At 70.9% G+C, this 23,561-nt stretch carries 39 protein-coding genes; 7 read left to right on the forward strand and 32 right to left on the reverse strand.

Annotation, left to right across the window (positions count from 1 at the left end):
- Window position 1: 1 nt before the first annotated feature.
- On the reverse strand, window positions 2–2,011 hold the full coding sequence (locus CLV30_RS24095) for an FtsK/SpoIIIE domain-containing protein (protein WP_106539798.1): 2,010 nt from the start codon (window positions 2,009–2,011) through the stop codon (window positions 2–4).
- Window positions 2,012–2,183: 172 nt separating this feature from the next.
- Between CLV30_RS24095 and CLV30_RS26770 the strand changes: the two genes are divergently transcribed.
- Together CLV30_RS26770 and CLV30_RS24100 are read left to right on the forward strand one after the other, a co-directional pair.
- Window positions 2,184–2,372 carry a hypothetical protein gene (locus CLV30_RS26770; RefSeq protein WP_165358772.1) on the forward strand — a complete coding sequence of 63 codons (189 nt, stop codon included), beginning with the start codon at window positions 2,184–2,186 and terminating at the stop codon, window positions 2,370–2,372.
- A gap of 2 nt (window positions 2,373–2,374) precedes the next feature.
- Complete coding sequence (locus CLV30_RS24100) at window positions 2,375–3,289, forward strand: DUF2637 domain-containing protein (RefSeq protein ID WP_165358773.1); 915 nt, start codon at window positions 2,375–2,377, stop codon at window positions 3,287–3,289.
- A 305-nt stretch (window positions 3,290–3,594) separates the two neighbouring features.
- Here the strand turns inward: CLV30_RS24100 and CLV30_RS24105 are convergent, their stop codons facing one another.
- From CLV30_RS24105 to CLV30_RS24160, 13 genes are all read right to left on the reverse strand, one after another.
- Window positions 3,595–3,948, reverse strand: a complete 354-nt coding sequence (locus CLV30_RS24105; protein WP_106539800.1) for a helix-turn-helix domain-containing protein — start codon at window positions 3,946–3,948, stop codon at window positions 3,595–3,597.
- Window positions 3,945–4,289, reverse strand: a complete 345-nt coding sequence (locus CLV30_RS24110; RefSeq protein ID WP_106539801.1) for a type II toxin-antitoxin system RelE/ParE family toxin — start codon at window positions 4,287–4,289, stop codon at window positions 3,945–3,947. The genes CLV30_RS24105 and CLV30_RS24110 overlap by 4 nt, the downstream gene beginning before the upstream one ends.
- Window positions 4,290–4,549: 260 nt before the next feature.
- The gene (locus CLV30_RS24115) at window positions 4,550–4,891 is read right to left on the reverse strand and encodes a hypothetical protein (protein WP_106539802.1); all 342 of its coding nucleotides are present in this window, start codon (window positions 4,889–4,891) and stop codon (window positions 4,550–4,552) included.
- A complete protein-coding gene (locus tag CLV30_RS24120; protein ID WP_106539803.1) occupies window positions 4,888–5,184 on the reverse strand; it encodes a hypothetical protein in 297 nt (98 codons plus the stop codon). The genes CLV30_RS24115 and CLV30_RS24120 overlap by 4 nt, the downstream gene beginning before the upstream one ends.
- Window positions 5,181–5,333: a hypothetical protein gene (locus tag CLV30_RS26775; RefSeq protein ID WP_165358774.1), complete on the reverse strand. Its 153-nt coding sequence runs from the start codon at window positions 5,331–5,333 to the stop codon at window positions 5,181–5,183. Before CLV30_RS26775 ends, CLV30_RS24120 begins: the two co-directional genes overlap by 4 nt.
- Window positions 5,334–5,411: 78 nt before the next feature.
- Window positions 5,412–5,747 carry a hypothetical protein gene (locus tag CLV30_RS24125; protein ID WP_106539804.1) on the reverse strand — a complete coding sequence of 112 codons (336 nt, stop codon included), beginning with the start codon at window positions 5,745–5,747 and terminating at the stop codon, window positions 5,412–5,414.
- 196 nt (window positions 5,748–5,943) lie between these two features.
- Entirely contained in the window at window positions 5,944–6,189 is a 246-nt protein-coding gene (locus CLV30_RS24130) for a hypothetical protein (RefSeq protein ID WP_106539805.1), read from the reverse strand.
- Window positions 6,190–6,253: 64 nt separating this feature from the next.
- Entirely contained in the window at window positions 6,254–6,766 is a 513-nt protein-coding gene (locus CLV30_RS24135) for a single-stranded DNA-binding protein (RefSeq protein ID WP_106539806.1), read from the reverse strand.
- 1 nt (window position 6,767) lies between these two features.
- Window positions 6,768–6,950: a hypothetical protein gene (locus tag CLV30_RS24140; protein ID WP_106539807.1), complete on the reverse strand. Its 183-nt coding sequence runs from the start codon at window positions 6,948–6,950 to the stop codon at window positions 6,768–6,770.
- Entirely contained in the window at window positions 6,950–7,189 is a 240-nt protein-coding gene (locus CLV30_RS24145) for a hypothetical protein (protein ID WP_106539808.1), read from the reverse strand. Before CLV30_RS24145 ends, CLV30_RS24140 begins: the two co-directional genes overlap by 1 nt.
- Window positions 7,190–7,321: 132 nt before the next feature.
- Complete coding sequence (locus CLV30_RS24150) at window positions 7,322–7,510, reverse strand: MerR family transcriptional regulator (RefSeq protein WP_106539809.1); 189 nt, start codon at window positions 7,508–7,510, stop codon at window positions 7,322–7,324.
- Complete coding sequence (locus CLV30_RS24155) at window positions 7,507–7,923, reverse strand: VRR-NUC domain-containing protein (protein WP_106539810.1); 417 nt, start codon at window positions 7,921–7,923, stop codon at window positions 7,507–7,509. Before CLV30_RS24155 ends, CLV30_RS24150 begins: the two co-directional genes overlap by 4 nt.
- Window positions 7,920–8,510, reverse strand: a complete 591-nt coding sequence (locus CLV30_RS24160) for a hypothetical protein (RefSeq protein ID WP_106539811.1) — start codon at window positions 8,508–8,510, stop codon at window positions 7,920–7,922. Before CLV30_RS24160 ends, CLV30_RS24155 begins: the two co-directional genes overlap by 4 nt.
- A gap of 187 nt (window positions 8,511–8,697) precedes the next feature.
- On the opposite strand from CLV30_RS24160, the gene CLV30_RS24165 reads away from it, so the two are divergent.
- Both CLV30_RS24165 and CLV30_RS26780 read left to right on the forward strand, forming a co-directional pair.
- Window positions 8,698–9,084, forward strand: a complete 387-nt coding sequence (locus tag CLV30_RS24165) for a helix-turn-helix domain-containing protein (RefSeq protein ID WP_106539812.1) — start codon at window positions 8,698–8,700, stop codon at window positions 9,082–9,084.
- A gap of 93 nt (window positions 9,085–9,177) precedes the next feature.
- Window positions 9,178–11,127, forward strand: coding sequence for a hypothetical protein (locus CLV30_RS26780; protein WP_165358769.1), 1,950 nt, complete (start codon window positions 9,178–9,180; stop codon window positions 11,125–11,127).
- A gap of 24 nt (window positions 11,128–11,151) precedes the next feature.
- Here CLV30_RS26780 and CLV30_RS24175 read toward each other — a convergent pair whose 3' ends face one another.
- A complete protein-coding gene (locus tag CLV30_RS24175; RefSeq protein ID WP_106539814.1) occupies window positions 11,152–11,460 on the reverse strand; it encodes a hypothetical protein in 309 nt (102 codons plus the stop codon).
- A gap of 498 nt (window positions 11,461–11,958) precedes the next feature.
- Between CLV30_RS24175 and CLV30_RS26140 the strand changes: the two genes are divergently transcribed.
- Entirely contained in the window at window positions 11,959–12,141 is a 183-nt protein-coding gene (locus CLV30_RS26140) for a hypothetical protein (protein ID WP_129711130.1), read from the forward strand.
- A gap of 9 nt (window positions 12,142–12,150) precedes the next feature.
- Here the strand turns inward: CLV30_RS26140 and CLV30_RS24180 are convergent, their stop codons facing one another.
- The 16 genes from CLV30_RS24180 to CLV30_RS24255 form a co-directional block, all read right to left on the reverse strand.
- Window positions 12,151–12,567, reverse strand: a complete 417-nt coding sequence (locus CLV30_RS24180) for a hypothetical protein (RefSeq protein ID WP_106539815.1) — start codon at window positions 12,565–12,567, stop codon at window positions 12,151–12,153.
- The gene (locus tag CLV30_RS24185; RefSeq protein ID WP_129711131.1) at window positions 12,564–13,148 is read right to left on the reverse strand and encodes a hypothetical protein; all 585 of its coding nucleotides are present in this window, start codon (window positions 13,146–13,148) and stop codon (window positions 12,564–12,566) included. The genes CLV30_RS24180 and CLV30_RS24185 overlap by 4 nt, the downstream gene beginning before the upstream one ends.
- A 31-nt stretch (window positions 13,149–13,179) precedes the next feature.
- Entirely contained in the window at window positions 13,180–13,392 is a 213-nt protein-coding gene (locus tag CLV30_RS24190; RefSeq protein WP_106539817.1) for a hypothetical protein, read from the reverse strand.
- On the reverse strand, window positions 13,389–13,577 hold the full coding sequence (locus CLV30_RS24195; RefSeq protein WP_106539818.1) for a hypothetical protein: 189 nt from the start codon (window positions 13,575–13,577) through the stop codon (window positions 13,389–13,391). Before CLV30_RS24195 ends, CLV30_RS24190 begins: the two co-directional genes overlap by 4 nt.
- Before the next feature lie 36 nt (window positions 13,578–13,613).
- Window positions 13,614–14,009, reverse strand: coding sequence for a hypothetical protein (locus CLV30_RS24200; RefSeq protein ID WP_106539819.1), 396 nt, complete (start codon window positions 14,007–14,009; stop codon window positions 13,614–13,616).
- A gap of 100 nt (window positions 14,010–14,109) precedes the next feature.
- Window positions 14,110–14,421, reverse strand: a complete 312-nt coding sequence (locus CLV30_RS24205) for a hypothetical protein (protein ID WP_106539820.1) — start codon at window positions 14,419–14,421, stop codon at window positions 14,110–14,112.
- Window positions 14,418–14,693: a hypothetical protein gene (locus CLV30_RS24210; RefSeq protein ID WP_106539821.1), complete on the reverse strand. Its 276-nt coding sequence runs from the start codon at window positions 14,691–14,693 to the stop codon at window positions 14,418–14,420. Before CLV30_RS24210 ends, CLV30_RS24205 begins: the two co-directional genes overlap by 4 nt.
- Before the next feature lie 142 nt (window positions 14,694–14,835).
- Window positions 14,836–15,429: a hypothetical protein gene (locus CLV30_RS24215; RefSeq protein WP_106539822.1), complete on the reverse strand. Its 594-nt coding sequence runs from the start codon at window positions 15,427–15,429 to the stop codon at window positions 14,836–14,838.
- Window positions 15,430–15,568: 139 nt separating this feature from the next.
- Window positions 15,569–15,733, reverse strand: coding sequence for a hypothetical protein (locus CLV30_RS26785; protein ID WP_165358770.1), 165 nt, complete (start codon window positions 15,731–15,733; stop codon window positions 15,569–15,571).
- 51 nt (window positions 15,734–15,784) lie between these two features.
- Window positions 15,785–16,447, reverse strand: coding sequence for a helix-turn-helix domain-containing protein (locus CLV30_RS24220; RefSeq protein WP_106539823.1), 663 nt, complete (start codon window positions 16,445–16,447; stop codon window positions 15,785–15,787).
- A gap of 1,314 nt (window positions 16,448–17,761) precedes the next feature.
- Complete coding sequence (locus tag CLV30_RS24230) at window positions 17,762–18,097, reverse strand: hypothetical protein (protein WP_106539825.1); 336 nt, start codon at window positions 18,095–18,097, stop codon at window positions 17,762–17,764.
- Window positions 18,094–18,819 (reverse strand): hypothetical protein, encoded by a 726-nt coding sequence (locus CLV30_RS24235; protein WP_106539826.1) that lies wholly within the window; start codon window positions 18,817–18,819, stop codon window positions 18,094–18,096. The genes CLV30_RS24230 and CLV30_RS24235 overlap by 4 nt, the downstream gene beginning before the upstream one ends.
- A gap of 76 nt (window positions 18,820–18,895) precedes the next feature.
- The gene (locus CLV30_RS24240) at window positions 18,896–19,159 is read right to left on the reverse strand and encodes a hypothetical protein (protein WP_106539827.1); all 264 of its coding nucleotides are present in this window, start codon (window positions 19,157–19,159) and stop codon (window positions 18,896–18,898) included.
- Window positions 19,160–19,272: 113 nt separating this feature from the next.
- Window positions 19,273–20,022, reverse strand: coding sequence for a hypothetical protein (locus CLV30_RS24245; protein ID WP_106539828.1), 750 nt, complete (start codon window positions 20,020–20,022; stop codon window positions 19,273–19,275).
- 98 nt (window positions 20,023–20,120) lie between these two features.
- A complete protein-coding gene (locus CLV30_RS24250) occupies window positions 20,121–20,312 on the reverse strand; it encodes a hypothetical protein (protein WP_106539829.1) in 192 nt (63 codons plus the stop codon).
- Window positions 20,312–21,310: a DUF3560 domain-containing protein gene (locus tag CLV30_RS24255; RefSeq protein WP_106539830.1), complete on the reverse strand. Its 999-nt coding sequence runs from the start codon at window positions 21,308–21,310 to the stop codon at window positions 20,312–20,314. Before CLV30_RS24255 ends, CLV30_RS24250 begins: the two co-directional genes overlap by 1 nt.
- A 172-nt stretch (window positions 21,311–21,482) precedes the next feature.
- Here CLV30_RS24255 and CLV30_RS24260 point away from each other — a divergent pair, with 172 nt between their 5' ends.
- Together CLV30_RS24260 and CLV30_RS24265 are read left to right on the forward strand one after the other, a co-directional pair.
- Complete coding sequence (locus CLV30_RS24260) at window positions 21,483–22,481, forward strand: DUF932 domain-containing protein (RefSeq protein ID WP_106539831.1); 999 nt, start codon at window positions 21,483–21,485, stop codon at window positions 22,479–22,481.
- Between the two features lie 98 nt (window positions 22,482–22,579).
- The gene (locus tag CLV30_RS24265) at window positions 22,580–22,855 is read left to right on the forward strand and encodes a hypothetical protein (protein ID WP_106539832.1); all 276 of its coding nucleotides are present in this window, start codon (window positions 22,580–22,582) and stop codon (window positions 22,853–22,855) included.
- Window positions 22,856–23,062: 207 nt separating this feature from the next.
- Here CLV30_RS24265 and CLV30_RS24270 read toward each other — a convergent pair.
- Window positions 23,063–23,561 (reverse strand): RibD family protein (locus CLV30_RS24270; protein ID WP_106539837.1); only part of this gene is annotated, 499 nt, incomplete at its 5' end.

The raw sequence follows: 23,561 nt of genomic DNA on the forward strand, positions 1-23,561 counted from the left end.
GTCACCCGGCCTCGATGTCGGGCGCGAGGTCGAGGCGACGCCACCGCAGCGGGCGGCCCTCGATGCGCTCGAGGTAGCCGGCCGTGGTCCACGCCTTGAGCCGGTCCGCGAGGGGCTGGCGGGACGTGAACTCGATGGCGGGGTCGAGCTGGAGCTGTTCGATGGTGGCTCCGTCCGGGTGGCGGGTGAGGGCGTCCCACACGGTGACGTCCTGCTGGCGGATGGGGTGCCCGTCCGGGAAGCGGCGCTGCATCCGCACGGGTTCGACGGTGGGGTGGTCGGTGTCGGGGACGGCGGCCAGGTCGGGCCGGTCGTCGTCGAGGGTGTCGTCCGGGTCGTATGAGGCGACGGTCTCGGACAGGGTGATGCCGGGCAGGTCCGGGGCGGGCACCTTCGCGGCCGTGTCGGTGAGGGTGGCCAGGTCGTCGTCGGGCACGAAGAAAGCACGCATCAACCTCGGGCGGGCCGTGCCGGCGGCGAGGTAGCCGAGGCCGCGCCGCTCGGGGTCGATGGTGGCGGCGTTGACGCCCGCGCCGTCGCCGAGGGCCATGCGGGAGCCGTCGCCGTCGGACATCCGCATCGCGAGGCGGTAGGTGAACCCGGCGCGCATGTCTCCGGTGAGGAGGTTCGCGGACGGGCGCTGCGTGTCGGCGACGACGATGACGCCTACGGACCGGCCGACCTGGAGGATGTCGAGCAGCGCGGTCATGAACTTCTGCCCGGTCTCGGCGGTGGTCTCGAGGGTGAACCGGGCGAGCTCGTCGATGACGAGGACGATGAGGCCGAGGTCGTCGCCGCGCTGGACGTTGCGGTGGCGGCGCTCGCGCAGGATGCGCTGCCGCCGCGCCATGGTGCGGCGGAGGTCGTCGAGCAGGGCGAGCGCTGCCTCGGGGTTGCTGTCGACGTAGGCGGTCATGCGGGGCCGCCACCCGGGCAGTTCGGTGATCTTCCCGTCGAGGCCCCACAGGGACACGCAGGGGTCGAGCGCGGCCGCGGCGGTGATCATGCTGAGCACGTTGGACTTGCCGGAGCCGGACTCGCCGGCGATGAGGACGTGCCGCTCGATCAGGTTGAGCGGGGTGAGGTCGCCGGCCCGGTTGAGGCCGAGGGGCATGCCGTCGTACAGGTCGGTGCGGTTGCTGCCGAGCCAGGGCCACGGGGTGGGGTTGGCGAGCAGGTCCTTGGTGTGGACGAGCACGCGGACGCGGGATGCCTTGCGGGTGTCCTCCAGCACCTCGACGTCGTCGACGCCGACGTCGAGCATGCCCGCCAGGTCCGGGCCCTTGGTGTCGGCCACGGTGCGGCCGTTCTTCCCGGGCGGCAGGATGAGCGTCTGCGCGTACCCGGACGCGATGCGCTCGCGGGTGCCAGCCCAGGCGGCGCCCGCGAGACCGAGGGGCTTGAACGGGTCCTCGACGGCGGGCGCGGCGTCCGGGACGAGGTGGCCGGGCAGGTTCACCTCGACGTGGCGCGGGTCGCGCCGGGTGAGCAGCCACGGCCAGTACACGACCCCGACCGCGGTGGCGAGGACGAGCAGCACGAGATAGGCGGGCCAGGACGGGCCGGTGGCGGTGACCCATGCGGCCCAGGCGAGGAGTAGCGCCGCGCCGACGGCCGCGCCGAGGACCGCGCGGGAGCGTTCCCCACCGCGCTTCGCGGCGAGGTACGCGACGACGGCCGCGCCGGCGGCGGGCAGTCCGTAGACGCCGAGCGCCTGGGTCTGCGCGGCCGCGCCGGCCGCCATGTGGTGCACGGCTGTCAGGCCGAGCAGGCCGTGCCCGGCGGTGTACGGGACCAGCTCGGCGCGGAATCGCCATGCGGCGCGCCCGGTGGCGCGGCTCGCGACGGCGGTTCCGTGCGCGGTGGCGCGCCCGGCGCGGACGGAACCTCGTCCGGTGGCGCGGGCGGCGCGCGCCGTCGTGGCGCGCGCCTTGGCGCGGCGCTGGTCGGGTGTGAACCGGGTGGGGTCGGAACGGTCGGGCGCGAGCTTGACGACCGTAGGCTGTGCCACGGCAGACCTCCGGGGGTCTCGGAGTGTTCTGTCAGCCCGCGCCCCGGCGTGCCTCCAAGCGGACCGGGGCGCGGGCACCTTCACTAGGAACAGGGTAGATCGTAGACATGTAGATATCTACACATCTACATGTCTACACTGATGCGACACGAACAATCGAGGAGGCCCGCCGATGGGCGAAGGATCGGACCAGGGCGACGGACGTCCGGCCGAACCGCCGCGTCAGACGAGGGCGCTCAACATCAACATCACGGCCGAGCTCCACAAGCGGGCCGGTCGCTACCGCGTCGACACGGGGGTCACGTTGACGGCGCAGGTCGAGGAAGCGCTCGCAGAATGGCTCACCCGGAAGGGGTACTGACCGTGGCAGACGCGCAGGGCGCGACTATCCACCCCAGGTTTCTCAAGGCTGGCCCGTGGTCTCTGGCCGTCATCACGGCCGCACTGTTCGGGCTGTCGTTCGTCACCAGCTACCGGGCCTTGTACGAGTACGGGCTCGAACTCGGCTTCGACCAGTCGTTCGCGATCGCGTTCCCGCTCGTGCTGGACGCCGTGACCATCGTCCTCGCGGTGGCGCTGCTCCTCGAGCGGGCGCTCGGCCGGCGGGGCATCACCATCGGTGGTCGGCATCTGCCGCTGCCGTCGTGGCCGCTGCTCGCCCTGTGGGCGTACTTCGCCGGGTCGATCGCCGGGAACGTCGGCCACGCTCCGGAGCTGCTGGCCGCGCAGCTCGTCGCGGCGGTCCCGCCCGTCAGCTCGATGCTTACGTTCCACCTCCTCCTCCGGCTCCTGGACCGGGTGACCGCGCTGCGCGCCGTGGCCGAGTCGTACGAGGACCGACAGCTCGAGGCGCAGGAACGCGCGGCGCGGCGAGCGGCGCGACGCAGCGCGGTCAAGGCGACCCGGAAGCAACAGCAGCCGGCGCAGGAGGCGCAGCCCCAGACCGCGCCGGCGGCCGCGGAAGGCGCGGAGCGCGTCGACGAGAGCGCGCCGAGTGTGCCCGCGCCGACCGTCGAGGAGGCCGCGCCGAGCGCGGCCGCGGAGGCCGATGGCGCGCTCCAACCGGACCGCGCCGAGGCTCCGGTGCGGCGCGGGAATCAGCGCGCCGAGGCGTGGGAGTGGTACCAGGCGCGGCGCGCCGAGAGCGGCGACAGGCCGAGCGCGCCGGAGCTGGCGCGGCACCTCGGATGCTCGGACGGGCAGGCGCGGAAGCTGCGCGCCTACTGCGACGACCGCTGGTCAGAGGAACGGCGCAGTAGTCTGCACGCCGTCCAGTGACCGGCGCGCTGCGGGCGCGCCGGTCCGTCCGGCGCGGTTCGTCGAGGTGTCCGGTGGCGCGCTCGCCGGTGGAGTCGGGGCGCGCCGGACGGGCGCGCTCGGCGCGTCGCTGATGGACGAACTCGGCGCGGTGGTTCTCGGTTCGCGCCGCGCCTGACAGGTCCCCCGGAACGCAGAAAGGCCCCCGCGCCGTGTGTGGCGCGGGGGCCTTTCCGGCGTACCGAGGTCCGGGTATGCCCCCGGGGTCCTCGGCCCCCTTCCGACCGCTCCGAAGCGGCCAGCGTCGGTCCCGAGTATAGGCGGGGTCAGCGGATGGTGACGGTGTGGCCGGGGAAGTCCGCCACCAGGCGGACGCGGCCGCCGAGGGCGTCGACGTAGCGGCTGATGGTGTCCACCTCGGTGTGGGCCAGGTCGGCGGACTCGAGGATGCTGATGCGCTTCTGGCTGACTCCCATCTCCTTGGCCAGCTCGGTCTGGGTGCGGCCCTGGGCCTTGCGGATCTCGGCCAGGTGGTAGGCGGCGACCTCGGCGTCAAGCTGTGCCCGGGCCTCGGCCAGGGCCTCCGGGCTGATGTCCCGCTTGGCCTCCTCCGGGTGGTACACGACCCACGGACGGCCATCGGCGGTCCGGGGTGTGGTGTCGGCGGCGTTGGTGGTCATCGTCCCTCCTCCTCCATCGCTTCCAGCCACTCGTCATAGCGAGTGTCCGCGACCTTGATGGCGGTCTTGTACCAGCGGTTCCACTCCCCTCGCTTGTCGCCGCCCACCAGGAGGATGGCGCGTCGCTTGGGGTCGAACACGAACAGCACGCGGATGGTGCGTGCTCGAAGCTCTTTCATGTTGTGGTGGCGGCTGTTCTTGATCGTGTCGACGACCGGGCGGCCGAGGCCTGGACCGTCCTGGCCCAGGCGGTCCAGTGCGTCGGCCATGAGGGCGGCGTCGGCCTCGTCCAGACCTTTCCGCCACTCGGCGACGTCGGGATGCTGGATGATCGTCCACACATCCACAGGATATACCTCCGATGGTATTTCGCCCACTGTGTCACGTCACGCCACACGGCACACAACAGCCGTCACCCCGCTGAGGACGGCCCTCGGCGGGGTGACGTGACGTGACATGGGCCTTCAGAGCTTCCGGAGGAAGCGGGCCAGGCCGCGGTGAGCGGCTCGACGGGTGCGGCGTTTGGCGTACGCGCTGGGGCCACGGGACGCAGCCTGTACGTCGCCCTTGACCCGTAGGGCTTTGAACAGCCATCGCATGGTCAGGCATCCTCTCGCGTCGTGTCGAGGTGGGCCAGTGCGGCATCTGCCGCGACACGCACGGGGCAGGGCCAGGCGACCGGCTCCGGTGCATGGACACGCGTGCAGTCGTCCACTTCCTCGGCGTCGTAGCAACAGGGCCGAGACGGCCGGCTGCATGCCCGGCACCGACCGTCAGGCACCCAGTGGTTGGCGATCACCGTGCCCTCGTAGTTCTCGCGGACACGGAGCATGTTCCCCTCAGCGTGGGTGACGGCGAGCTCGCGGAGCTGGGCCACGGTCTCGGTCACGTCGGACCGGGGACGGGTTTCCGGGCCCCGGTCGCGGGTGCTGGCGGCGGTCATGGCGTGCTCTCGCCTGTCGGCTCGTCCATGGCCTCGTCGACGCGCTTCTTGATCAGGTTGAAGGTGTCGCGGCCGGGATGTTTCCCGGCGGTGACCACCTTGGTCGAGTGCACGGCGTCGAGCACCGCGTCGAGGGACCGCTCGACCTGGCGGCGGCGGTTCCGCTCGAGGTGGGCTCGACGCTCGGCCGCGGCCGCCAGGGCACGGGCCTCGGACACCTTGGCGCGGGCCACGGCGATCACGGCGGCGTCGGCGGACGGGGCGACGTGCGGGTCCTGGGTGCTGGTGGTCATGAGGTTGCCTCCTGGCAGACGTGCGACGCGGGGGCGTCGGCCGGTGTGGGCGGCTCGTCTGGCGGGTTGGATACGAACAGGGCGATGCCGAGGACGAGGCCGGCGAGGTGGTGGCGTTGGATGCGGCGGCGGAGTCGGGGACGCTTCATGGGGTCCTCCCTGGGTTGAGGCCGGCGAGGGTCGGGGTGGGGGGGGAAGCTGTCACCCGACCCCCGCCGGGGCCTGTGTCAGGCCGAGATGATCCGGGGACGGACGCGGTAGTGCTGGCTGCACCCGAAGGTGAGCTGGCGGCGGTGGTCGTGCGCCTCTTCGCGGGTGTCGAACGTGACGATCTCCTGCCACGCGGCACCACCGTGATCGCGGCCTTCCACGACGTAGACCTTCTTGGCCGGGTGCGGGGAGCCGGGTTTGAGGTTGTCCAGGCGGGCGAGGAACAGCGGGGCGTTGCCGGGACCGCGGACGTAGGCGCGGTCGCCCTGGATGCTGTCGACGGTCCCCCACTGGCCGCTGGCCGTGTCGGTGACGACGGTGCCGCGGCCGGGGACGGGAGTGCTGTCGGTCATGGTGTCCTCCTGGGAAGTGGTGCAGTTGTGCTGACAGGAGAAACACTACCCGACTGTCTAGACGTATGTCTAGACGATTGCGGAGATTCGTTCACACCGGGGTTCTTGGCTGACCCCGGGGGGCGGTGGCGGCGGGCTCCATGTCGCGCCGGTGGAGAGGCCGGCACCCGCCGCCACCGCGTCTATGGGCGGCCCGTCAGCTGGCGGTCGCGAACGTGACGGTCGCGGGCTGGGTCACCGGCTCGGACTCGTCCGGCTCCCACGTGCACTCGTAGCCGAAGTAGATCGGAGTGCCGTCAGGCAGCTCGCCGACGTACGCCGGACCGCAGACCCACTCCCCTCCCTCGTTGGCCTGGGCGGCGGGTGCGGCCGTGGCGGCCACGCCGAGGGCGAGTCCGATACCGGCGAGCGCGGTGGCGGTGCGGGTGATGATCTTGCGCATAGTGGTTGCCCTCCTTGGGCGTCTACAGGCGGGCCGGGTGCCTGCCTGTGGTCTTGGGGTGGGGTCAGAACGGCGGTTCTTCGGGCGGGGTGCTGCCCGGGCCGGTCCCCCACGGGTCCGCGCCCTGCTGGCGCGGGGCGGGCTGGCTGCTCCACGGGTCCGCCGCCGGGGCCTGCTGCGCGCCTCCGCCGTACCCGCCGCTGCCGCCGTTGCGCTGCGTCTTGGCGACCTTCGCCGTGGCGTAGCGCAGGGCGGGGCCGATCTCGTCGAGCTCCATCTCGACGACGGTCCGCTTCTCCCCCTCGCGGGTCTCGAACGAACGCTGCCGCAGCCGGCCCTGGGCGATGACGCGCATGCCCTTGGACAGGGACTCGGCGACGTTCTCGGCGACCTGCCGCCACACCGAGCAGCGCATGAACAGGGCGTCGCCGTCTTTCCACGTGTTGCTCTGCTTGTCGAAGGTGCGCGGTGTCGAGGCGATGGTGAAATTCGCGACGGCCGCGCCGCTGGGGGTGAACCGCAGCTCGGGGTCGTCGGTGAGGTTGCCGACGATGGTGAGGACGGTCTCGCCTGCCATGTCAGGCCTCCGTTTCGGTGTCGTTGGCGTGAGCGTCCGCGGCTTCTTCGGCGGCCTCGAACGTGGTGTATCCGGCGCGTTCGTCCTCGCAGCCGGGTGTGAAGCACTGCCAGCCCCACGGGTTGCGGGGTTGGAGTTCGGCGTCGGCGAATACCTCGACGTCGTGTACGGGGACCCTGCGCATCAGAAGCACGCGTCGCAGGCGCAGTGGGGACGGATTGGCTTGCCGGGGCTGTTGCCGCCGCCGCAGCGGGGCGACGGCCAGTGCCGGGGTGCGAACCCTCCGGTCTGGCAGGTCGGGCACGCCTCGACGGCGGCGCGTGCGGCGGGGGTGGCTTCGAAGCTGGCGTAGGTGTAGCCGTCGGGCATCACCAGCTCGGCTGGTTCGGGTGCGGTCGTGGCGGAGGTGGCGGTGAGCTGCATGGGAGGCCCTTCCCGGTGTTCAGGGGGTGGGGGGTCACATGCGACCCCCCGGGTGCGTGGTGTTGTGCTGACACAAGCGACACTACCCACTGCCTAGGCGTGTGTCTAGACGTACGCCTAGGCGATTCCAGCTCAGTTACCGCCTGGAGTGAGATCGAGCAGGTCTTCGAGCGCGTACAGTGCTCGCCGTTTCTCCCGGCCTCGCTCTTTCACGCCGTACCGGCGGACCCACTGCCGGACGGTGGCTGGCGCGACGCCGAAGTAGTGCGCGGCTGCGTAGGCGTCCACCAGCGTCAGATGTTGACCTTCGACGGTGGTCACGGTGCCTCGATCGGGTCGTCGCGGGTGGGCCAGTTCTCCCAGCCGAGGGCCTGAGGGCCGAGTACCGCCTTAACGGTGTCCTCGTCGCGGGGCCGCCATATCTCGGCGCGGATGCCGGCGGCGCGGAATCCGGCCAGCCACTCGGCCTGGTCGTCGCTCACCTGACCGGTCTCGGTCTTGAGTTCGGCCACCATGAACAGGCCCCGGCGCGGGTGCAGCAGCGCGAGGTCGGGCCAGCCGGCCTTGACGTTCTGCACGTACCGGCGGCCGCTCGCCGCGGTGCGTGGGGTGTTGTCCGGGGCGTGGTAGCGCATCCACCCGTACGCCTGGGCGATGTTCTCCACGAGGGTCTGCCACTGGCTTTCCCTGATGGTGCGGAGGCGCTTCTCGGTGGGTGTGAGGCGTCGGCTCACTCACGGGCTGGGGAAGGGTCGGCGGTGGTGTTCTGGTCAGTGTCGCGGCAGGCGCGGGACGCGCAAAGCCAACGGCCGGGGTTGCTGGGGTGGGGCACGACGGACCGGCGGCCGCACGAGGTGCAGCGGCCACGAGTCGGGCCGCTGCTCTCATCGCCCACGAGGCGGCTGCCGGTGCGGGTGAGCCGCCATACGGCCGCGGCGACCTCGGCCACGACGTCATCCGGGGCGTCGGGAAGGCGCTGGCGGATCACGTCGACCGCGTCGATCGCGCCTGCCGGCGGTTCCACTCCCCCGTCGCCGAGGGCGTCGCCGTGGCCGCCGGTGGAGCCCAGGACCTCGCCCACGAGGTCGGAGAGTTCGGACTCGGCCAGGGTGAGGTAGTCCAGCACGTCCAGGTTGATCGGTATGGGTGCGTGCACCTGGGTTGCTCGCCGGTCGGAACGCGGCCCGTACGACGTCGATCCGGCCTCGAGCATGCTCGGGGCCGAGAGGGTCCGGATGTGTTCGGCGGCCTCGGTGAGGGCCTGGTCGGCGGCGGCCAGTACGTCGCCGCGGTTGTGGACATGAGAGGAGGTCACGGGCATCTGCGGGGGCTCCGGAGGGTCCTGGTGCGGCCGGGGAAGTTCGGCTAAACGCTACGTTGCAAGGATCTCCGATGTCCATCGTTGCTGGATGAAATTTCCAGGATCGCTGGAAGTGTGACCAGTCTGTTAGTAACGTCTCCTCCGCACGAAGCCAGCCCGCTTCGCACGATCAAAGGACCCCTGGAAAATGCCCGACAACGCGTTGCACGCGCTGATACGGAAACGGCGGGAGGCGCTTGGCGTTGACGGCCGCCCGGTGCCGTACGAATGGGTGGCGAAACAGGCGGGCGTGCCGGTCTCGACTGTGCACGCCCTCGCCACGACCGAACTGAAGGCCCTGACCGAGGGCACCCGCTCGAGGCTGACCGCGATCGCGCGCGCTCTCGACGTCGACCCGGGTGAGCTCGAGGCTGCAGCCATCGAGTCCATGGGCTACCAGGTGCGTGCCACCTACACGGAACTGGACTCTGACCATGAGGTACTTATTGGTGCATACGACGAGCTGGACGACGACCAGCGGCGGCAAGTAGTGGAGTACGCCCGGTTTCTCAGGTCACAGCGACGATCCGGGTAATGGTTTTCCGGGGGGCGTCGTTATCGAGTCGAGCCGGGTGCACTCGCCTTTGTAAGGTGCGCCCTCGGGTTTGAGGGAACGGTGGTACGTCCCGTGGACGTAGAACGATATGAAGCGCTCGGCACGCTCGGTGTCGCCGTGGTGGTTGACCAGGCCGCTGGCGTGGTGATGATCGACGCGGCGCTTTCACACGACGAGGCGGTCGACGCCATCCAGCATGTGATGCCGGATGTCCCGCCGGACGCGGTTGAGCACTGGGTGGAACGTCAGTTGCCGACCGCGGAACCGCTCGCGCAGTGGCTTCCGCTCGAGATGGGTGCGTCGCTGGGCGGCCCGTCGACGTCGGTCCCGCCGGTGCTCTCCACCAGGCTGAATCTGCCGTCGGCGTTCGTCTCCTCGCCGGCCCCTCCGCCTACCCCGGCACCGCCGGTCCCGCCGGCGGTTCCCGCGAAGGCCCCCACTCCCCCGCCGAACCGGGCTGCGCGGCGAGCTCGCAGCCGACGCCATGCGCGCCCGTCCCGGTCGCGGCGCTGGGTCGGCCGGGTCGCGACCGCCACCGGCGCGACGTCGATCGGTGCCGTTGCGGCCGCGGTGATCCTGGCGCCCACCGGGGCGGTCGCTGATGCGTGGGACGACCCGATCTTCTCGCGGGTTGCCACCGAGGCGGAGCTCGTGTGCACGCCGTTAGAGGGTGAGCCGCTGCGGGCGCAGTGCACCGATGCCCGCGGTCATGTGGCGGACGCAGAGGCGACGGTCGGGCCGGACTCGATCACGTACGCGTTCTCGGGCGGCGTCGACCGGACCGTGCTCAAGGTCTTCTCCTCGGCGAGGGCGATGCGTCGGTGGGCGGCCAGTCTCGTGGAGCCGGCGTCGTACCCGAATCTCGCGACCGGTGACCGGGTGGCGTTGTACGGGTCGGAGCCGGCGATGTTCGCGCCGGTCGAGGGAATGTTCAACGAGCAGATCACGGCCGAGAAGGTCGCGCCGGTCGTGCTGCGCACCTCGTACGCGATGGGTATGCTGCCGGACTCGCTGGCCCTGGCGGCGAAAGAGGCCGACCCGTCGCTGGACATCGGCGGCAGCGTCAAGCCGGCGCCGGAGGTTCAGGCGCACGCTGCCACGGTGCTGGCTGGGTCGGAGGAGCTGGGGTCCAGCGACCCGGGCCTGCCTGACGAGGTGTCCGTTCCGGTTCCGGAGGATCCGCGGACCCCGCCGGCCACCCCGGAGGTATCCACTGACCCCCCGGTGGCTGCTCCGCCGGCCGTTCCGGACACGGAGGGCAGCCCGGACCAGGACGAGTCGGTGTCCGACACGGAGGACGGCGAGGGTTCCGCGGGTGAGGCCGAGACCGACGAGCCGGTGGAGTACGTGCTCACCGACCCGATCGTTCCGTCGTTGCCCACGGTGCCGACGGACCCGCCGCCGCCACCTCCTCCGCCGCCGGAAGAGGACCAGCCGGTGTCTGAACCTCCTCCGGAGGACCCGCCCGTGGACGAGGAGCCTCCTCCGGAGGAGGACCCGGAGACCGAGCCAGACGCGCCCGACGAGGGGGCTCCGGATGCGGAGACGCCAGAGGAGGACGCGCCGTCGGACGATGACCCGCCGAAGGACGACGGTGAGGGCGAGGACACTGGTCAGAAGCCGCCGGACGACGAGCTGCCGCCCGAGGAAGACCCGGGCGAGGAAGACCCGGGCGAGGACGAGCACCCTGGCAAGCCGGACCCGGACACGGAGCCGCCGGTCGACGATGACGACGAGGAGGAGGAGCAGCCGGACCGCCCTGACCCTGACGGGGAGGAGCCCGGCGAGGAGGAGTCCGGCGATCCGGACACCACTCCCCCGCCGTTCGACGAGGACGAGCATCCCGGCCAGGGCGACCCGGACACTCCGCCGCCCCACGAGGACGGTCTGCTGGACGACGAGCACCCCGGCCAGGGGAAGCCGGACGATCCTCCGCGGCCGCCCGACACACCGGGCACGACGGGGACGCCGCTGTACGACTCGGTGGCCAACGTGATGGAGCCCCTTCTCGACGTGGCGTGAGAAGGGGCTCCGACGAGGGCTGGGTCAGGCTGGAACGGCGCTGGCCTTTGTGACGGTGACGGCTGCGGTCGACGAGCTGATGACGTCGCTGATGACGTTCCACGCCTCGTCGGACAGCTCGCCGGTCTGGTGCGCGGCCATGAGCAGCCCGTACATCATGGCCATGGTGCGCAGGCTGGCGTCGGAGACGGGTTCGCTGGTCAGGTCCAGGTCGCGGGCGTCGAAGTAATCCCTCCACAACGCGGCCAGCTGGTCCACGCTCGCGAGCGTGGAGGGTGTGGCTCGCTCAACTGCGGCGTCGACCCGTGTCACGAACCGGTCGGGTGTGGCCATGGGTGGGGTCCTCCTGAGGTCGCGGACCCGCGCCGTCACGCGGGGCCCAGCTACAGGGTAAGGCCCGATGTCCGTTTCGTGCGTCAGTTTCGCCTCGTGTGGCGTGATCATGCTCTCGGCATGTGAGCGGCCCCGCACCTCGAAGGTGCGGGGCCGCAGGCCTCCCAGCCTCGTGCAGAAGGGTGTCAGCACAACTCCACTTACCAGGAGGAGGCCAAGTCTACCGTTCACGGGCGCCAATCACAGGCGTCCCATGCGTCACAGTCCTGTGGCGTGCCGGGAGACTCTGCGAGCCGGCGCCCACGAGGGCGCATAGGGTGTGCGTCGAGCGGTGCAGCTCTGTTCCGCTCGGACAGAAATGCGGGCCCTCGTACGCCAGCAAACTTGGCGGTGAGCAGCGTACGGGGCCCGTCCCACACATCGAGCACCCGGAGGTGCGTAAGTGCGTTCGCAACACATGATGCATCCCTTGACCGTCAATGTCCAAGGTTGGACACCGTGAGCGGGCTCGGGACCGTCCTGGCAATGCGATGGCTCGGGTTCTTCGTCCTGGCAGTCGGGCTGCTGTTGGTCATGCTGATCGGTGCGGTCATGCCGTCCCGTCAGGTGTACGTGCTCGAGCTGACACGGCTGGTCGTTCCGAGCGCCGATCCCCCGCGCCACAAGCGACGACGCGAGTAGGGCTGGTCGTTACCGGCGCAGCTCCCGCCGCTTGACGGCTTTCCGGCACGCGGCACAGTCCGGCGGTGCCGCGCCGGGTTGCAGCACGGATGCAGCTCGGCGCGGCTGGCCGTCGTCGCCACGAACGACCTGCACCGTCACGTGAGCACCGCACATCGGTGTTCCGACGCCGGCGACGACGTCACCAGCGGTGGCGTGCCGGTACGGCTGGCCGCTGGCGCTCGTCCGGTTTGGCTGGGTGGCCAGTGCGGGGCGGTCCAGCGGTTCGCTGTCGGCGCCGGCGTCGATGAGCAGGGCCAGGAGCTGGTCGGCGCGGACGTAGTGTTCGCCGGTCAGGTGGTCAGCCAGCACGGCGACGGATTGAGGGCCGGCGGTGATCGTGTGCTCGCAGAGCTCGACCGGGCAGGTGACGTCGTGGGTGGTCATCGACCGGCCTCGTCGAGGGCGCCTTTGGCAATGTCGATGTATGCGCAGGCTCTCTCCCGCGCCTCGACCTGCTCGCGGGTGAGGTCGGCGGTCTCGCGCCAGTCCGAGCGCAGCACGTCCTGGGCTTCGCCGAGCAGACGGAACGATTCGCGGCGCATCTGCTCGAATGTGACTGGCTCGTTGGTTCCGGACGGGAACGGTTCTGGCCGGTCGAGCTCGGTCCGCGGTAGACCGGCGACGTGGACGAGAGCGGCGAGGATGTGGCGGGCGTTGTTGTGGTCGACGCCGGCCAGGACCTCGCCGAGGTTGACGGGGCGCGCCTCCGCGATCGACAGCGCCGCGGCAATGACGCGGCGCTCCCCACCGGACAGGATGCCGTCGTTATCGAGCCAATCGGCGGCCTCAGTCCAGTCGATCCACATCCGGGTGTGGTCCTGGTCGAACTCGTCGCCGGGGCGTGCCAGATGGGCGACCTTGCGGAGCATGCCGCTGTCCGTCAGGAGCTTCACGGCGGCCTCGTCGGGGAGGTATCCGTGTGCCCAGGTGGCGAGCGCGGCCGCGAGAGCGGTTGTGTCGGTCACGGTGGGGTCCTTCCGTGGTGTGGTGGGCAGGCTACCGCCGACGTCGGACACGTCGGCGGGGCGGCTCGCAGCAGGGGTGCAGCGTCTCCCCCAGCTCCACGAGCAGCGGGTCCATGCGGGTGCCGCAGGCGTGGCAGGTGCGGTCGGAGCGCTCCGGGGGTAGCTCCTCCGGGTCTGGTGGGAGGAGGCCGGCGGCCGCCAGCGCCTCGGCGCGCTGGCGCGGTGTCTGCTGCTCGGCGGTCACGCTGGCCTCCTGTGGTCCTCGTGGCTGTCCAGCGCCTCGTCGAGTTCGCGCCGGCGGCGGGCTGTGGTGATCTCGCTGTCGTCGACGTGTGGTGGCTGGGCGGGCTCGCCGCGGGCGACGCGCTCGGGCCGGGTGGGTGCGTACCTCTCGCACAGGAGTGCTTCGAGGAGCTCGGCGCGGGTCATGCGGAGTCACCTCCTCCCCCGGAGCCTCCGGGCTTGCTACGCCTGAGATTCCTCGCGCTGCTTGACCATGACGACGGCTCCGGCGACCGCGCCGGCGTTGACGACGAGCTCGTACAGGTAGCGGTGCGCGTGAGCGGCGACCACGAGCGCGTCGACCGTGGCGTCGTCCTCGTTGGCAGTGGCGGCGATGATGCGGCGTGCGCAGGTCACGGGCGGGTGCCGGTCCTTGGGCAGGCCGAGGTACGGGTCCCAGATGTCTCGCCCCATGCCCGTCAGGATCGACGCGGCGAAGCGGGCTGCGAACCGAATGGCCTGCTCGGCTCCGTTGGTGCCGTGCTCGAGGAGGAGCCTCCGCCCTGAGACCCGCATCGTGGGGACGTCGCTCCTGGTGACGGCGGTGATGATGTTGCTCATGTGCGCCTGGGCGTTCACGGGTGGGCCTCCTGCCGGTACTTGCCTCGTGTGGGGCGGTCGATGAATGTGGCCAGGGCGACGCCGGCGACGATGACGGCGCAGGCCACGGCCAGGGCGGTCATTTGGGGACCTGCGCGACGAGGGCGGCCGCGGCGCGGAGCTGCCGGGCGGCGTCCAGGACCGCGGCCCGCACGTCCTCCCCCACCGTCGTGTCGGCGAACTCGACGTCGAACAGGTGCGGGCCGGTCAGCTCGTCGACGGCGCGGTTGGCGCACGTGAGCTGGTTCAGCGCCAGCTCGAGCGATCCGGCCAGGTCTTCGCGATGGCGGTCGATCGTGGCGTATCGGTCCATGTCGTCGCCGGTGGCCGCCAGCTCGTCGCGTATCGCGTCCTGGACGCGGCCGGTGTAGATGCTGTTGTTGTCGGTCATGGCTGCTCCTGGGTGGCGTAGCGGCGGATGAGGTCGGCGGCGGTCTGCTCGGCGCGTCGGAACGTGTTGAAGTCGCGGGTCCGGTTCCGGAACGCGGCGGTGAGCGGGGCCCGCTCGTGGCGGGGTACGCGGAGCCAGCAGGCGCGGCAGCCGACGTGGCCGGGGCTGACGGTGGTTCCGCACTCCCCCGGGCACGGGTGCCAGCCGTCGACGAGCAGGGCGGCTCCGATGGCGGCGCGGACGGGCGGGGGCAGTTGGGCGAGGCGGGTCATGGTTGCTCCTCGTGGTGGGAGGAGGTCGGAGGGAATGCGCGCCGGAGGGCTCCGGGTGGCGTGTCCGTCCCCGAGCTTGCGAGGGGTGGAGACGACTCTCGGAGCCCTCCGGGGTGGATTCCCGGAGGCCTCCGGGCGGGTGTCAGAGGTCGGCGTACCGGGCGCAGGTGCGGCGGCAGCGCTGGCCGGCGAGGGCGCCGCAGTCCAGGCAGCCGATGCGGTCGTCCGAGTCGTTCAGGCGTTCCTGCTCGGAGCGGCAGTCGGCCGTGCAGGGCTCGCCCGACTTGGCTCCGCAGATGGCGCACGGGGTGTTCCACGGCGCGAGCAGGTCCTCGACTCCGGCCAGCAGGGCGCGTTCGGCGAGGAGGATGCTCCGGAGGTTCGCCTGTCCCCCGGCCCGCGGGAGCTGGCCGAGACCGTGGGCCACGAGGTCGAGGGCTTCGTTGGACTGCCAGTTGGCGTCGACGAGGTTGGGCCGGTAGAAGTCGCCGGGGCGCTTCACGGCGGCGCCGGCGGAGGCGGCCGCGGTGGCGGCCAGCTGGTCCGCGTCAGTCTCGTACTGGATGTACTCGGTGAGCGCGGCGCGGAAGATGTCCTCGTCGTACAGGACCGTGCCGTCGTCGCTGATGCAGTCGAACGAGTCGAACTGTGCGACGTCGACCGCTTCACTGGTGTCGGGGTCGATGCCCTGTTCACGGGCGATGTCGGCGGTCTGGGCGCGGGTGATGTGTCCCATGGCTGGGGTCCCTCCTGGGGAAGTCGTGCAGTTGTGCTGACAGGAGAAACACTACCCGAACGCCTAGACATATGTCTAGACGTCACTGGGTGTTAAAAAGCCCGTCCCCGTCGTGGGGTCGGGCTGGTGGGGCTGTCGCCTACTCGTGTGGGGCGTCGGGGCAGGCCTGGCAGATGATCCGTCCGTCAGGGGCGGTCCAGGCCAGCAGCCACACGTCGTCGTCGAGCTCGGGGTGCGCGGTCACGATGTGGTCGATGACGACCATGCGGCCGGGGTACACGCTCCGGAGAATCGCGGTGGCCACTCCCATACTCCTCCCGCTCGGGAGCCTCGGAGGAGGCTCCTCCGGAGGAGGTTACTCCGCTCTCCCCCGGTTGCGTCCGAACAGGCCACGGCGTGGCGCGGGCTCCTCCCGGGCGGCCTCCGCCTCGGCCCGCAGCCGCTCCACCTCGGCCTCGCGCTCGGCGCGTGCCCGTTCCAGCTCCGCCTGGTGCTCCTGCTGCTGCTCGGCCAGCCGGCGGTCGGCCTCCGCCTTGGCCTCCGCGGCGGTTGCCTCGGCCCGCTGCGCACGGTCACGCTCGAACGCCAGTTGCTCCTGGTACAGGCTCTCGACCTTGTCGGACGCGGCGGTGTGCGCCTCGATCGCCCGCGGCAGGATCTCGTTCACGACGGCCCGGACGATGCCCTCCACGTCCGGGTGCCCGTCAGCTGACGCGCCGGAGTTCGAGGGCTGCGCTCCTCCCCCGGTGTCCCGCCGGCGGAGCTGGTCACGGAGCCGGTGCACTGACTCCTGGCTGAGCCGGTACGGGTCTGTCGACACCGCGTTCAGCTTGCCGCTGCGTACCCACTGCCGCACCTGAGACGGGTCGCGGCCGAGCAGCTTCGCGGCCTGCCCCGTGCTGTAGGTGTCGGAATCGCTGACCGGCGGGGCGGAGGCGATGGCCTCCTCCTCCCCCGGTGTCACATCGGTCTCCTCCGGGTCCATACCTCCGGAGTCTGCTCCTCCTCCGGCGCTCATGCCCGTTCCGCTCGCAAATCGACGTATGGGCGTGTCGGCCGAGCCTCATCGGCTCGTGCATCAGCTCGGCATCCGCCGCAGTTGTCGGCGGGGTGCCCGGGGTGAGTTGGGCACGCCTCGGATTTTCTCGTCGCCGTCGGCGTCGGAGTCGAGTCCGGCTGGGGCGCGCCGTAGGTGCGCCTTGAAATCGACCACTGAGCAGCGGGAGCCGCCTGAGCAGGGCCGGGGACCCGCGTGACTCGGGCGACGTACCGGTCGATCCACGGCACACCTTCCGAGCCGGCGGCACGAGCCGCAGCGGTGATGACCTCGACGGCGAGGCCCTGGTCCAGGAGCTCGAGCGCGGTCCGGGTGGCCTTCGCGCACATCGGCGCGGTAGCGGGGGTTGTGTGCGCGGCTGCGTATGCGTCCGTCCAGGCCTCGGCCACTCGGGCGGCCGGCGTAGCCGTGCCGCCGTCCGCAGGCGTCGTCGTCGAATCGGCCCCGCGCGTAGAGGGGGAGGGGGGAGTTGTCTTCTTTGGGGGTCGCCCGTGACCCCCCTGGGGGTCGGGTACGGGCTGGGGGTCAGCATTTACCCCCGGGTCGTGTGTAACCCCCGGGTCAGCATTTACCCGGGGGGTCTGCTCGCCCGAAGCGGCCTCCTCCTGCGTCTCCTCCTGCGGAGCCTCCTCGGAGAACAGCGGGGGAGTGGCGCTCCGGGAGGCGCGGGGAGTCTTCTCCGGGTACGGCACAACCGGCGCGACGTCGCTGGACCACTCGAGCACGTAGTCGTTGGTCTCCTGCCCGCCGTCCTGCGCGAACCGCTCCACGATGGTCAGCAGCCCGGACTCGCGGAGCTGCCGCATGGTGGTCTTCGCCTTCTCCCGCGACCACCCGAGGTCGTTGCCGACCGTGGCCATGGACGGCCGCCCGTGGTTCTCGTTCTGCGTGCGTCGCCACAGGTAGGCGTACAGCCGCACGGCTGCGTCGGACAGACCCGACTCGATCACGCCCGCTGGCACCATCCCGAACGGGCCGAGCGCGGTGCGGATCCGCCCGCCATTCGGCGTGTCGTCGTCTGGGGTGTTGCTTTGTCCAGACGTACTTGTACCCTGGCTCATACGGCGACTCCTTCCAGTCGCTCTGGGCCGGGTGTAGCGCGACAGCCACGAAGCGCTCCCCGGCCCGGCCCATGTCTGGGGCCGGATATTTGGGAAGTCCCGGCAGGCATCGAGGCCCAATTCGACACCACCGGGACGGTGTTACTGGCGATCAAACTAGCGGCATCGTCACAGCAGACGGTGGAGGACGACGACGACGAGGGCTGGCGTGTCGTCATTTGGGCCGCCTGCGGGCTCTGTCCAGCGGCACAACATTCGGCGGCAGCGACTCCGGGGGAGGGGTGCGGCCCGGGGCCTTCGGGCACGTCACCACGTGCGGCATCATCAGCTTCTCGAACCCGTCCGGGACCGGACGGTCCGTGCTGAGCTGGCGAGCGCGCAGCGTCCCGGTGCCGTCGCGCACAACGGCCTGGTTGCCCTGATCGTCCAGGGCCGGGTCCAGCATCCGCCGGCTACCCTGCTCGGTGAACGCCCACAGGATGGGCCGGCCGCACGACTGGCAAGGTCGCACGTACCGGTCCCACCCCGCGGGCAGCTGGCTCGTGGTCACCGACGTCGACCCGCCTTGAACGTCTGGCGCTTGACTTCGAAGTCGCCCGTCTCGCGCTTGTGCGTGCCCATCGCGTTCTCCACGTCCGTGGCGAGGGCGTCCTCGGCGCGCTGCATCAGCGTCGCCGAGAGCTTCTGGGCGTCCGTAATGCGCCACGCGACCTTGCCGTACCGCTCGACCTCGACGAACCCGGCGGCCGCGCCGTCCGCGTAGGCGTCCCGGACTGCCTGCTGCACGTCGCCGTCGGCACCCTGGAGGATCCCGTCGACGTCGACGTCGCGGGCCAGCAGGACCGACACGACGCGGGACAGCTCCGGCACCTTGGCCCACGTCTCGGACTTGACCTTCGGCCCGACGACGATCTCGGTCTCGCCGTCCGGCACGGCGAGGTTCGATCCGCCGGTGGACATGGCCTCGTCGGCGATGAACTCCTCGGCGCTCTTGGCCGCGGCCGTGAACTCGGCGGCGATGCGGCGCAGCACGTCCGCACCGTGGGCCAGGTCGCGCACCAGGCCGGCGACCTCACCGACGGTGTACACGGCCGTCTCAGGGTTGTCGCGGAGCGCCTGCCGCTGGCTGCGGACAGTCTGGACGTGCTCACCGATGGCATTCGTGAGCACGTCCCCGAGGCCCTTCGTCGCGGCGTCGAGCTCGTCGATGTTCAGACCCTCGTCGAGGACGTTCAGCGGCGCGGGCAGGGGAGTGGTGGTGTTCTCGGACATGGCTGGGGGTCCTTCCGTTGCGCGAGGTGGGAGATGTGAAAGGCCGGGGCACCCGGTGTCGGGCGCCCCGACGGGGTCAGCGCTGGTGGTAATGCGGCGGGAGCACCGTGAACAGGGGCTCGGCCCCGTCGGCGGCGTCCGAGGGCCTGTTGAGGCCCATCGCGCTGGACGTCAGCAGGCAGGCCACGCCGACATAGCCGTCCGGGCCGAACCACTTGGACGGCCACACCGTCTGCGGTAGCTGCGACTTGGCGGCTGAGCGCTGGATCCCGGCCAGCATGGCGTCGGTGATGTCCTCGAGCCGGACGGGCTTGCGGGTGCGCCGCCAGTTGCGGGCCATGGTGTCCTCCTGGGAAGTGGAGCGGTTGTGCTGACAGGAGAAACACTACAGCCACGCCTAGACATGTGTCTAGACGTGGCTGTGAGTTGACCGAGGTCAGTGCCCTCGCGGCGTCACGCCGACAGCTCCAACACCTCGGTCTTGGTGGGCCGCTTGAAGAACCCGAACCCGGCCTCGCCGGCCTTCGGCTCGAGCGTGGCGGTGAACCGCACCCGCGCGCCCTTGAGGTAGTCGCTCACGGCCTGGCCCGGGATGTCCATGGCGTCGTCGACGAGCTGGCGGGGCGCGGTGCCCCACACCTTGTACCCGTCGGCCTGCACGAGGACCTTCCACGTCGACTGGCCGTACGGGTGAGGACTGTCCCGCAGCGACGCGCTGACGATGACGCCCTCGACGGTGTGGCGACCCGCCGGGACCTCGATCTTCGGGGCGGCGTCCTCGGTGGCGAACCGCTCTGCCGCCCGGAGAACTGCGGCCTCCTGCTTCTCGGTGAGCTCGCCGCACTCGTCGAGGCGGGCACCCATGTCCATGATGAACTCGCTGCGCATCCGGTACGTCTTGATCGCGGCGGCCGCGTCCGGGTGGGCCTCTTCCCACTCGGCGCGACGGTCCGGCATGGCCAGCGCTTCGGCGCGGCGCTTCGCCTGGCGGCGGGCCTTCGCCCGGGCCGACGACACCAGGAACGAGTACGTGCCGGTGCCGCCGCAGTCGAAGCAGTACGGGTTGCCGATGGCGTCGAAAATGCGGGTGAACCCCTTGTACATGCCGTCGCCGCACCCGCACGCGAGCGTGATGCGCTCGCTGCCTTTCCGGCCGGGGTAGGGGTCGACGTACAGCTCTGCGGCGGTGGGGGTGGTGGCCATGGGGTTCCTCCTGGGGAAGTGTTACGAGCTGTGCTGACAGGAGAAACACTACGCCACCGTCTAGACGTTTGTCTAGACGGTGGCGCGGTTGATTGAGGTCAGCGGCTCGACGACCAGCCCGGGATGTCGCTCGACACGTCCACGGTCCAGACGTCCGGCTCGACGTCGCCCAGGTCGGCATGGTGCAGGTGGTCCGCGAGCGCGTCCGCAACGGCCTCCTCGCTGGCCTGGAACCGGTTGGCGAACTCCACGTCCGGGATGGCCATAGTCACGGTGATGCGTGTCGTCATCAGTTCTGCTCCTCGGCGTCGTCGGGCGTGGCCGTCTCGACGCCGTCACGGCGGCGGCCCCGAACCTCGTCGTATGGCACGGTGTCCGTCCAGCTGCGGCCCGCGTCCGCCCCGAGGTCCATGAGCGGCGGCACGGTGACCGTCTTGCGGTTCACCCGGCGCACCGGGTACCAGCGGCCACCGATGCGCGCCTCGTCGCCGACCCGGAAGTCCGCCGGCCCCCACAGGCGTCCCCGTGCGGTCTCGGCCGCGGCGAGCGCGTCTCGGTTCCACGCGATCTGCTCGTCCAGGTCGGCCGCCTCGGTCTGGAGGATGACGAGGCGGTCGCCGGTGGCCGGCTCGGACCAGGGTCCGTCGGTGCCGTCGATGCGGCGCGTCACGCGGCGGCGGTCGGCCTCGAGCCGCTTGAGGCGTCGAGCGATCACGCCGGGGGACTCGTTCCGGGCTGCCGTCGTGCGGGCCGTGGCGGCGCCCTGACGGGCTGTGGTGGCCTCGCTGTCGAGCTGCGCGGCGCGCTGCATCTTCCGGTGCTCGCGGTCCAGGAAGTTCCGCTGGGCGCGCATCTTGGTGGGGGAGCCGACGAGCGGCTGCCCGAGGGGCCAGCCGTCGAGGGCGGCGCGGGCGCTGGCGTCGGTGGTCTCGGCTTCGGCCGCTCGGCGGTCGGCGCGGGCGTCGAGTCGTTCGGCCCTCGCCTCGGCGCGGGCGGTCCGCTCGGCCTCGATCTCGGCCGACGTGCGGGTCCGCTCACGGGATTCCTCGACGCGGATGGTGCGGCTGAGCTTGTCGAGCGCGTCGACGAGCTGGCGCACGCGGAGCGTCCTGGTGTTGAACGTCCAGGGGCGGGGCAGGTGCCACGCGTCGAGGCTGCGGGACCAGCGGAACCCGGTGGCCTTCAACGCCTGCCGCAGCTCGGTGTCGTCGCGGTCGGTGTCGTGGACGAGGGTGCCGTCGCCGGTGTGCTCGATCCACGGGGTGCTCGTCGTGGTGGTGTCGCTCATGGGGTGGGGCCTCCTGGGAAGCGGTACGAGCTGTGCTGACAGGAGAAACACTACCCTAACGCCTAGACATGTGTCTAGACGAATGTCTTGGCGTTTGGGCTTGTCATGTGTCGGCGGGCATGGCTAACGTTGTTCCTGTAAGGCAAACAATGTTTCGAGCAGGGAGCACCCCATGGCACACGAACTGGACATCAACAACGGCGTCGCCAGCTTCGCCAGCGCCCGCCAGCACGCCTGGCACCGCCTCGGCACCGTCCTCGAGGACGTCTTCACCGCGGAGGAGGCCATGAAGCACGCCAACCTCGGCGGCTGGAACGTCCGCAAGACGCCCCTCACCACCACCGTCCTCGGCGACGAGGGCGTGAGCACCATCGAGATTCCGGACCGCTACGCCACCGTCCGCACCAACCCGGTCACCGGCCAGCCCGACTACCTCGGCGGCGTCGTCGCGGACGGATACCAGATCATCCAGAACGAGGAGCACGCCGAGCTGCTCAACGCCCTCGTCGACGAGGGTGGCGCGCACTTCGAGACCGCCGGAGCGCTGCGCGGCGGGCGTCAGGTGTTCCTCTCGATGAAGCTCCCGCAGGGCATCACCGTGGGCGGCGTCGACGACATCGAGACCTACATCGTGGCCCTCAACTCCCACGACGGCCGGCAGGCCTTCCGCCTCCTCGTCACCCCGGTCCGTGTCGTCTGCGCCAACACCCAGGCCGCCGCGCTCAGCGACGCGAAGGCGACGTACACCGTCCGCCACACCGCCAACGCCCAGAAGGCCATCCTGGAAGCCCGCGAGGCGCTGGGCGTCGCGTTCGACTACATGGACGACTTCGCTACCGAGGCCGAGCGGATGATCAACACCTCGATGGCCGAGGGCGAGTTCGTCGAGTTCACCGAGAAGGTGTTCGGCAAGGTCACCGACGACACCGGCAAGCGGGCAGCGAGGACCGCCACCCAGCGCAACGCCGAGCTGCTGCGGCTGTTCAACGACGCCGACACCAACGCGAAGATCCGGGGCACCCGATGGGGCGCCTACCAGGCCGTGACCGAGTACATCGACCACCTCGCGCCCGTCAAGGGCAAGGGCGACGCGGCCGACATTCGCGCCATGCGGACCGCGACCGGCGACACCGCCCGCCAGGCGAAGGAATTCGCGTTCGCCGCACTGTGAGCACGGGGGAGCGGGGCGAGGCCAGCCGGTCTCGCCCCGCCGCCCGTTCCGCGGCCCGAACCCGACAGGACGACACCATGCACCGATACGTTGTTGCCGTGAGTCAAACAGAGTTCCTGGACCTCGCGGCCGTCGCCGAGCTCGCCGACATCGGCGTGGACTCCGCCCGCACGTACCACACCCGCGCGGCCGCGAACCGGCGCGCAGGCACACCGAAACCGGGCGACCTGCCCCCGCCCGACCTCGTCATCGCGAACCGGCCAGCGTGGAAGCCAGCCACCATCGAACAGTGGCTGACGACCCGCCCCGGCCGAGGAACCGGCGGCGGCCGACCACCCGGCAGCGGGCACAGCAATCCGAACGGTCCGGCCTGACGGGGCCGTGGCTTTTGTCCGCCCCCTGCCGTACCGTGAGCGGCGGTCGGCCGTGGTGTGGTTCCCCTCCGGAAGCCTGTTCGTCGGTCCCGCCCTGCACTACCCCCGCGTCAACGGGGGTTTGACTACCGAGACAGGTTGGGCGAGCACCCACCCGCGAGCCCAGCGCCACGGCCGACCGTCAGCAGCAGGACCCGGGTCCCGGGTCTATCGCACCGGCCGCGCCACCAGGCGAACGTCCGGGCCGCTACGGGACACATCGACCAGCTCAAGCCGCAGGATCTCGGACATGCTGTGGATGCCCGCACCATCCAGGCCACTCTTGCCCGACCCGAGCAGCGCCGGAGCCACGTAGTTCACTACCCGGTCCACCAACCCTTGCGCGATGAAGCTGCCGGCGAGCGTCGGCCCACCCTCGAGGAAGATGGCCTTGATGTCACGTGCGTAGAGCCCTTGCAGCGCGGCGTCGAGGTCGAGACCGCGGTCGGCGCGCTTGACCCGCAGCACATCGACGACGCCTTCCAGGTGCGATGCGTCGGAGTCATCGGCCACCACGATCAGGGTCGGCGCGGCGTCGTTGCAGACGTTCGCGTCGGCGGGCGTGGCCGCGTCGCTGTCGATGACGACCCGCCACGGCTGGCGCTCAGGGTTCGACACGATCGACAGGTCCAACCTCGGGTCGTCGTTCCCCCGCACGGCGAGGTTC

It is taken from the genome of Haloactinopolyspora alba (genome assembly GCF_003014555.1).
In the GTDB taxonomy this organism is placed as follows: domain Bacteria; phylum Actinomycetota; class Actinomycetes; order Jiangellales; family Jiangellaceae; genus Haloactinopolyspora; species Haloactinopolyspora alba.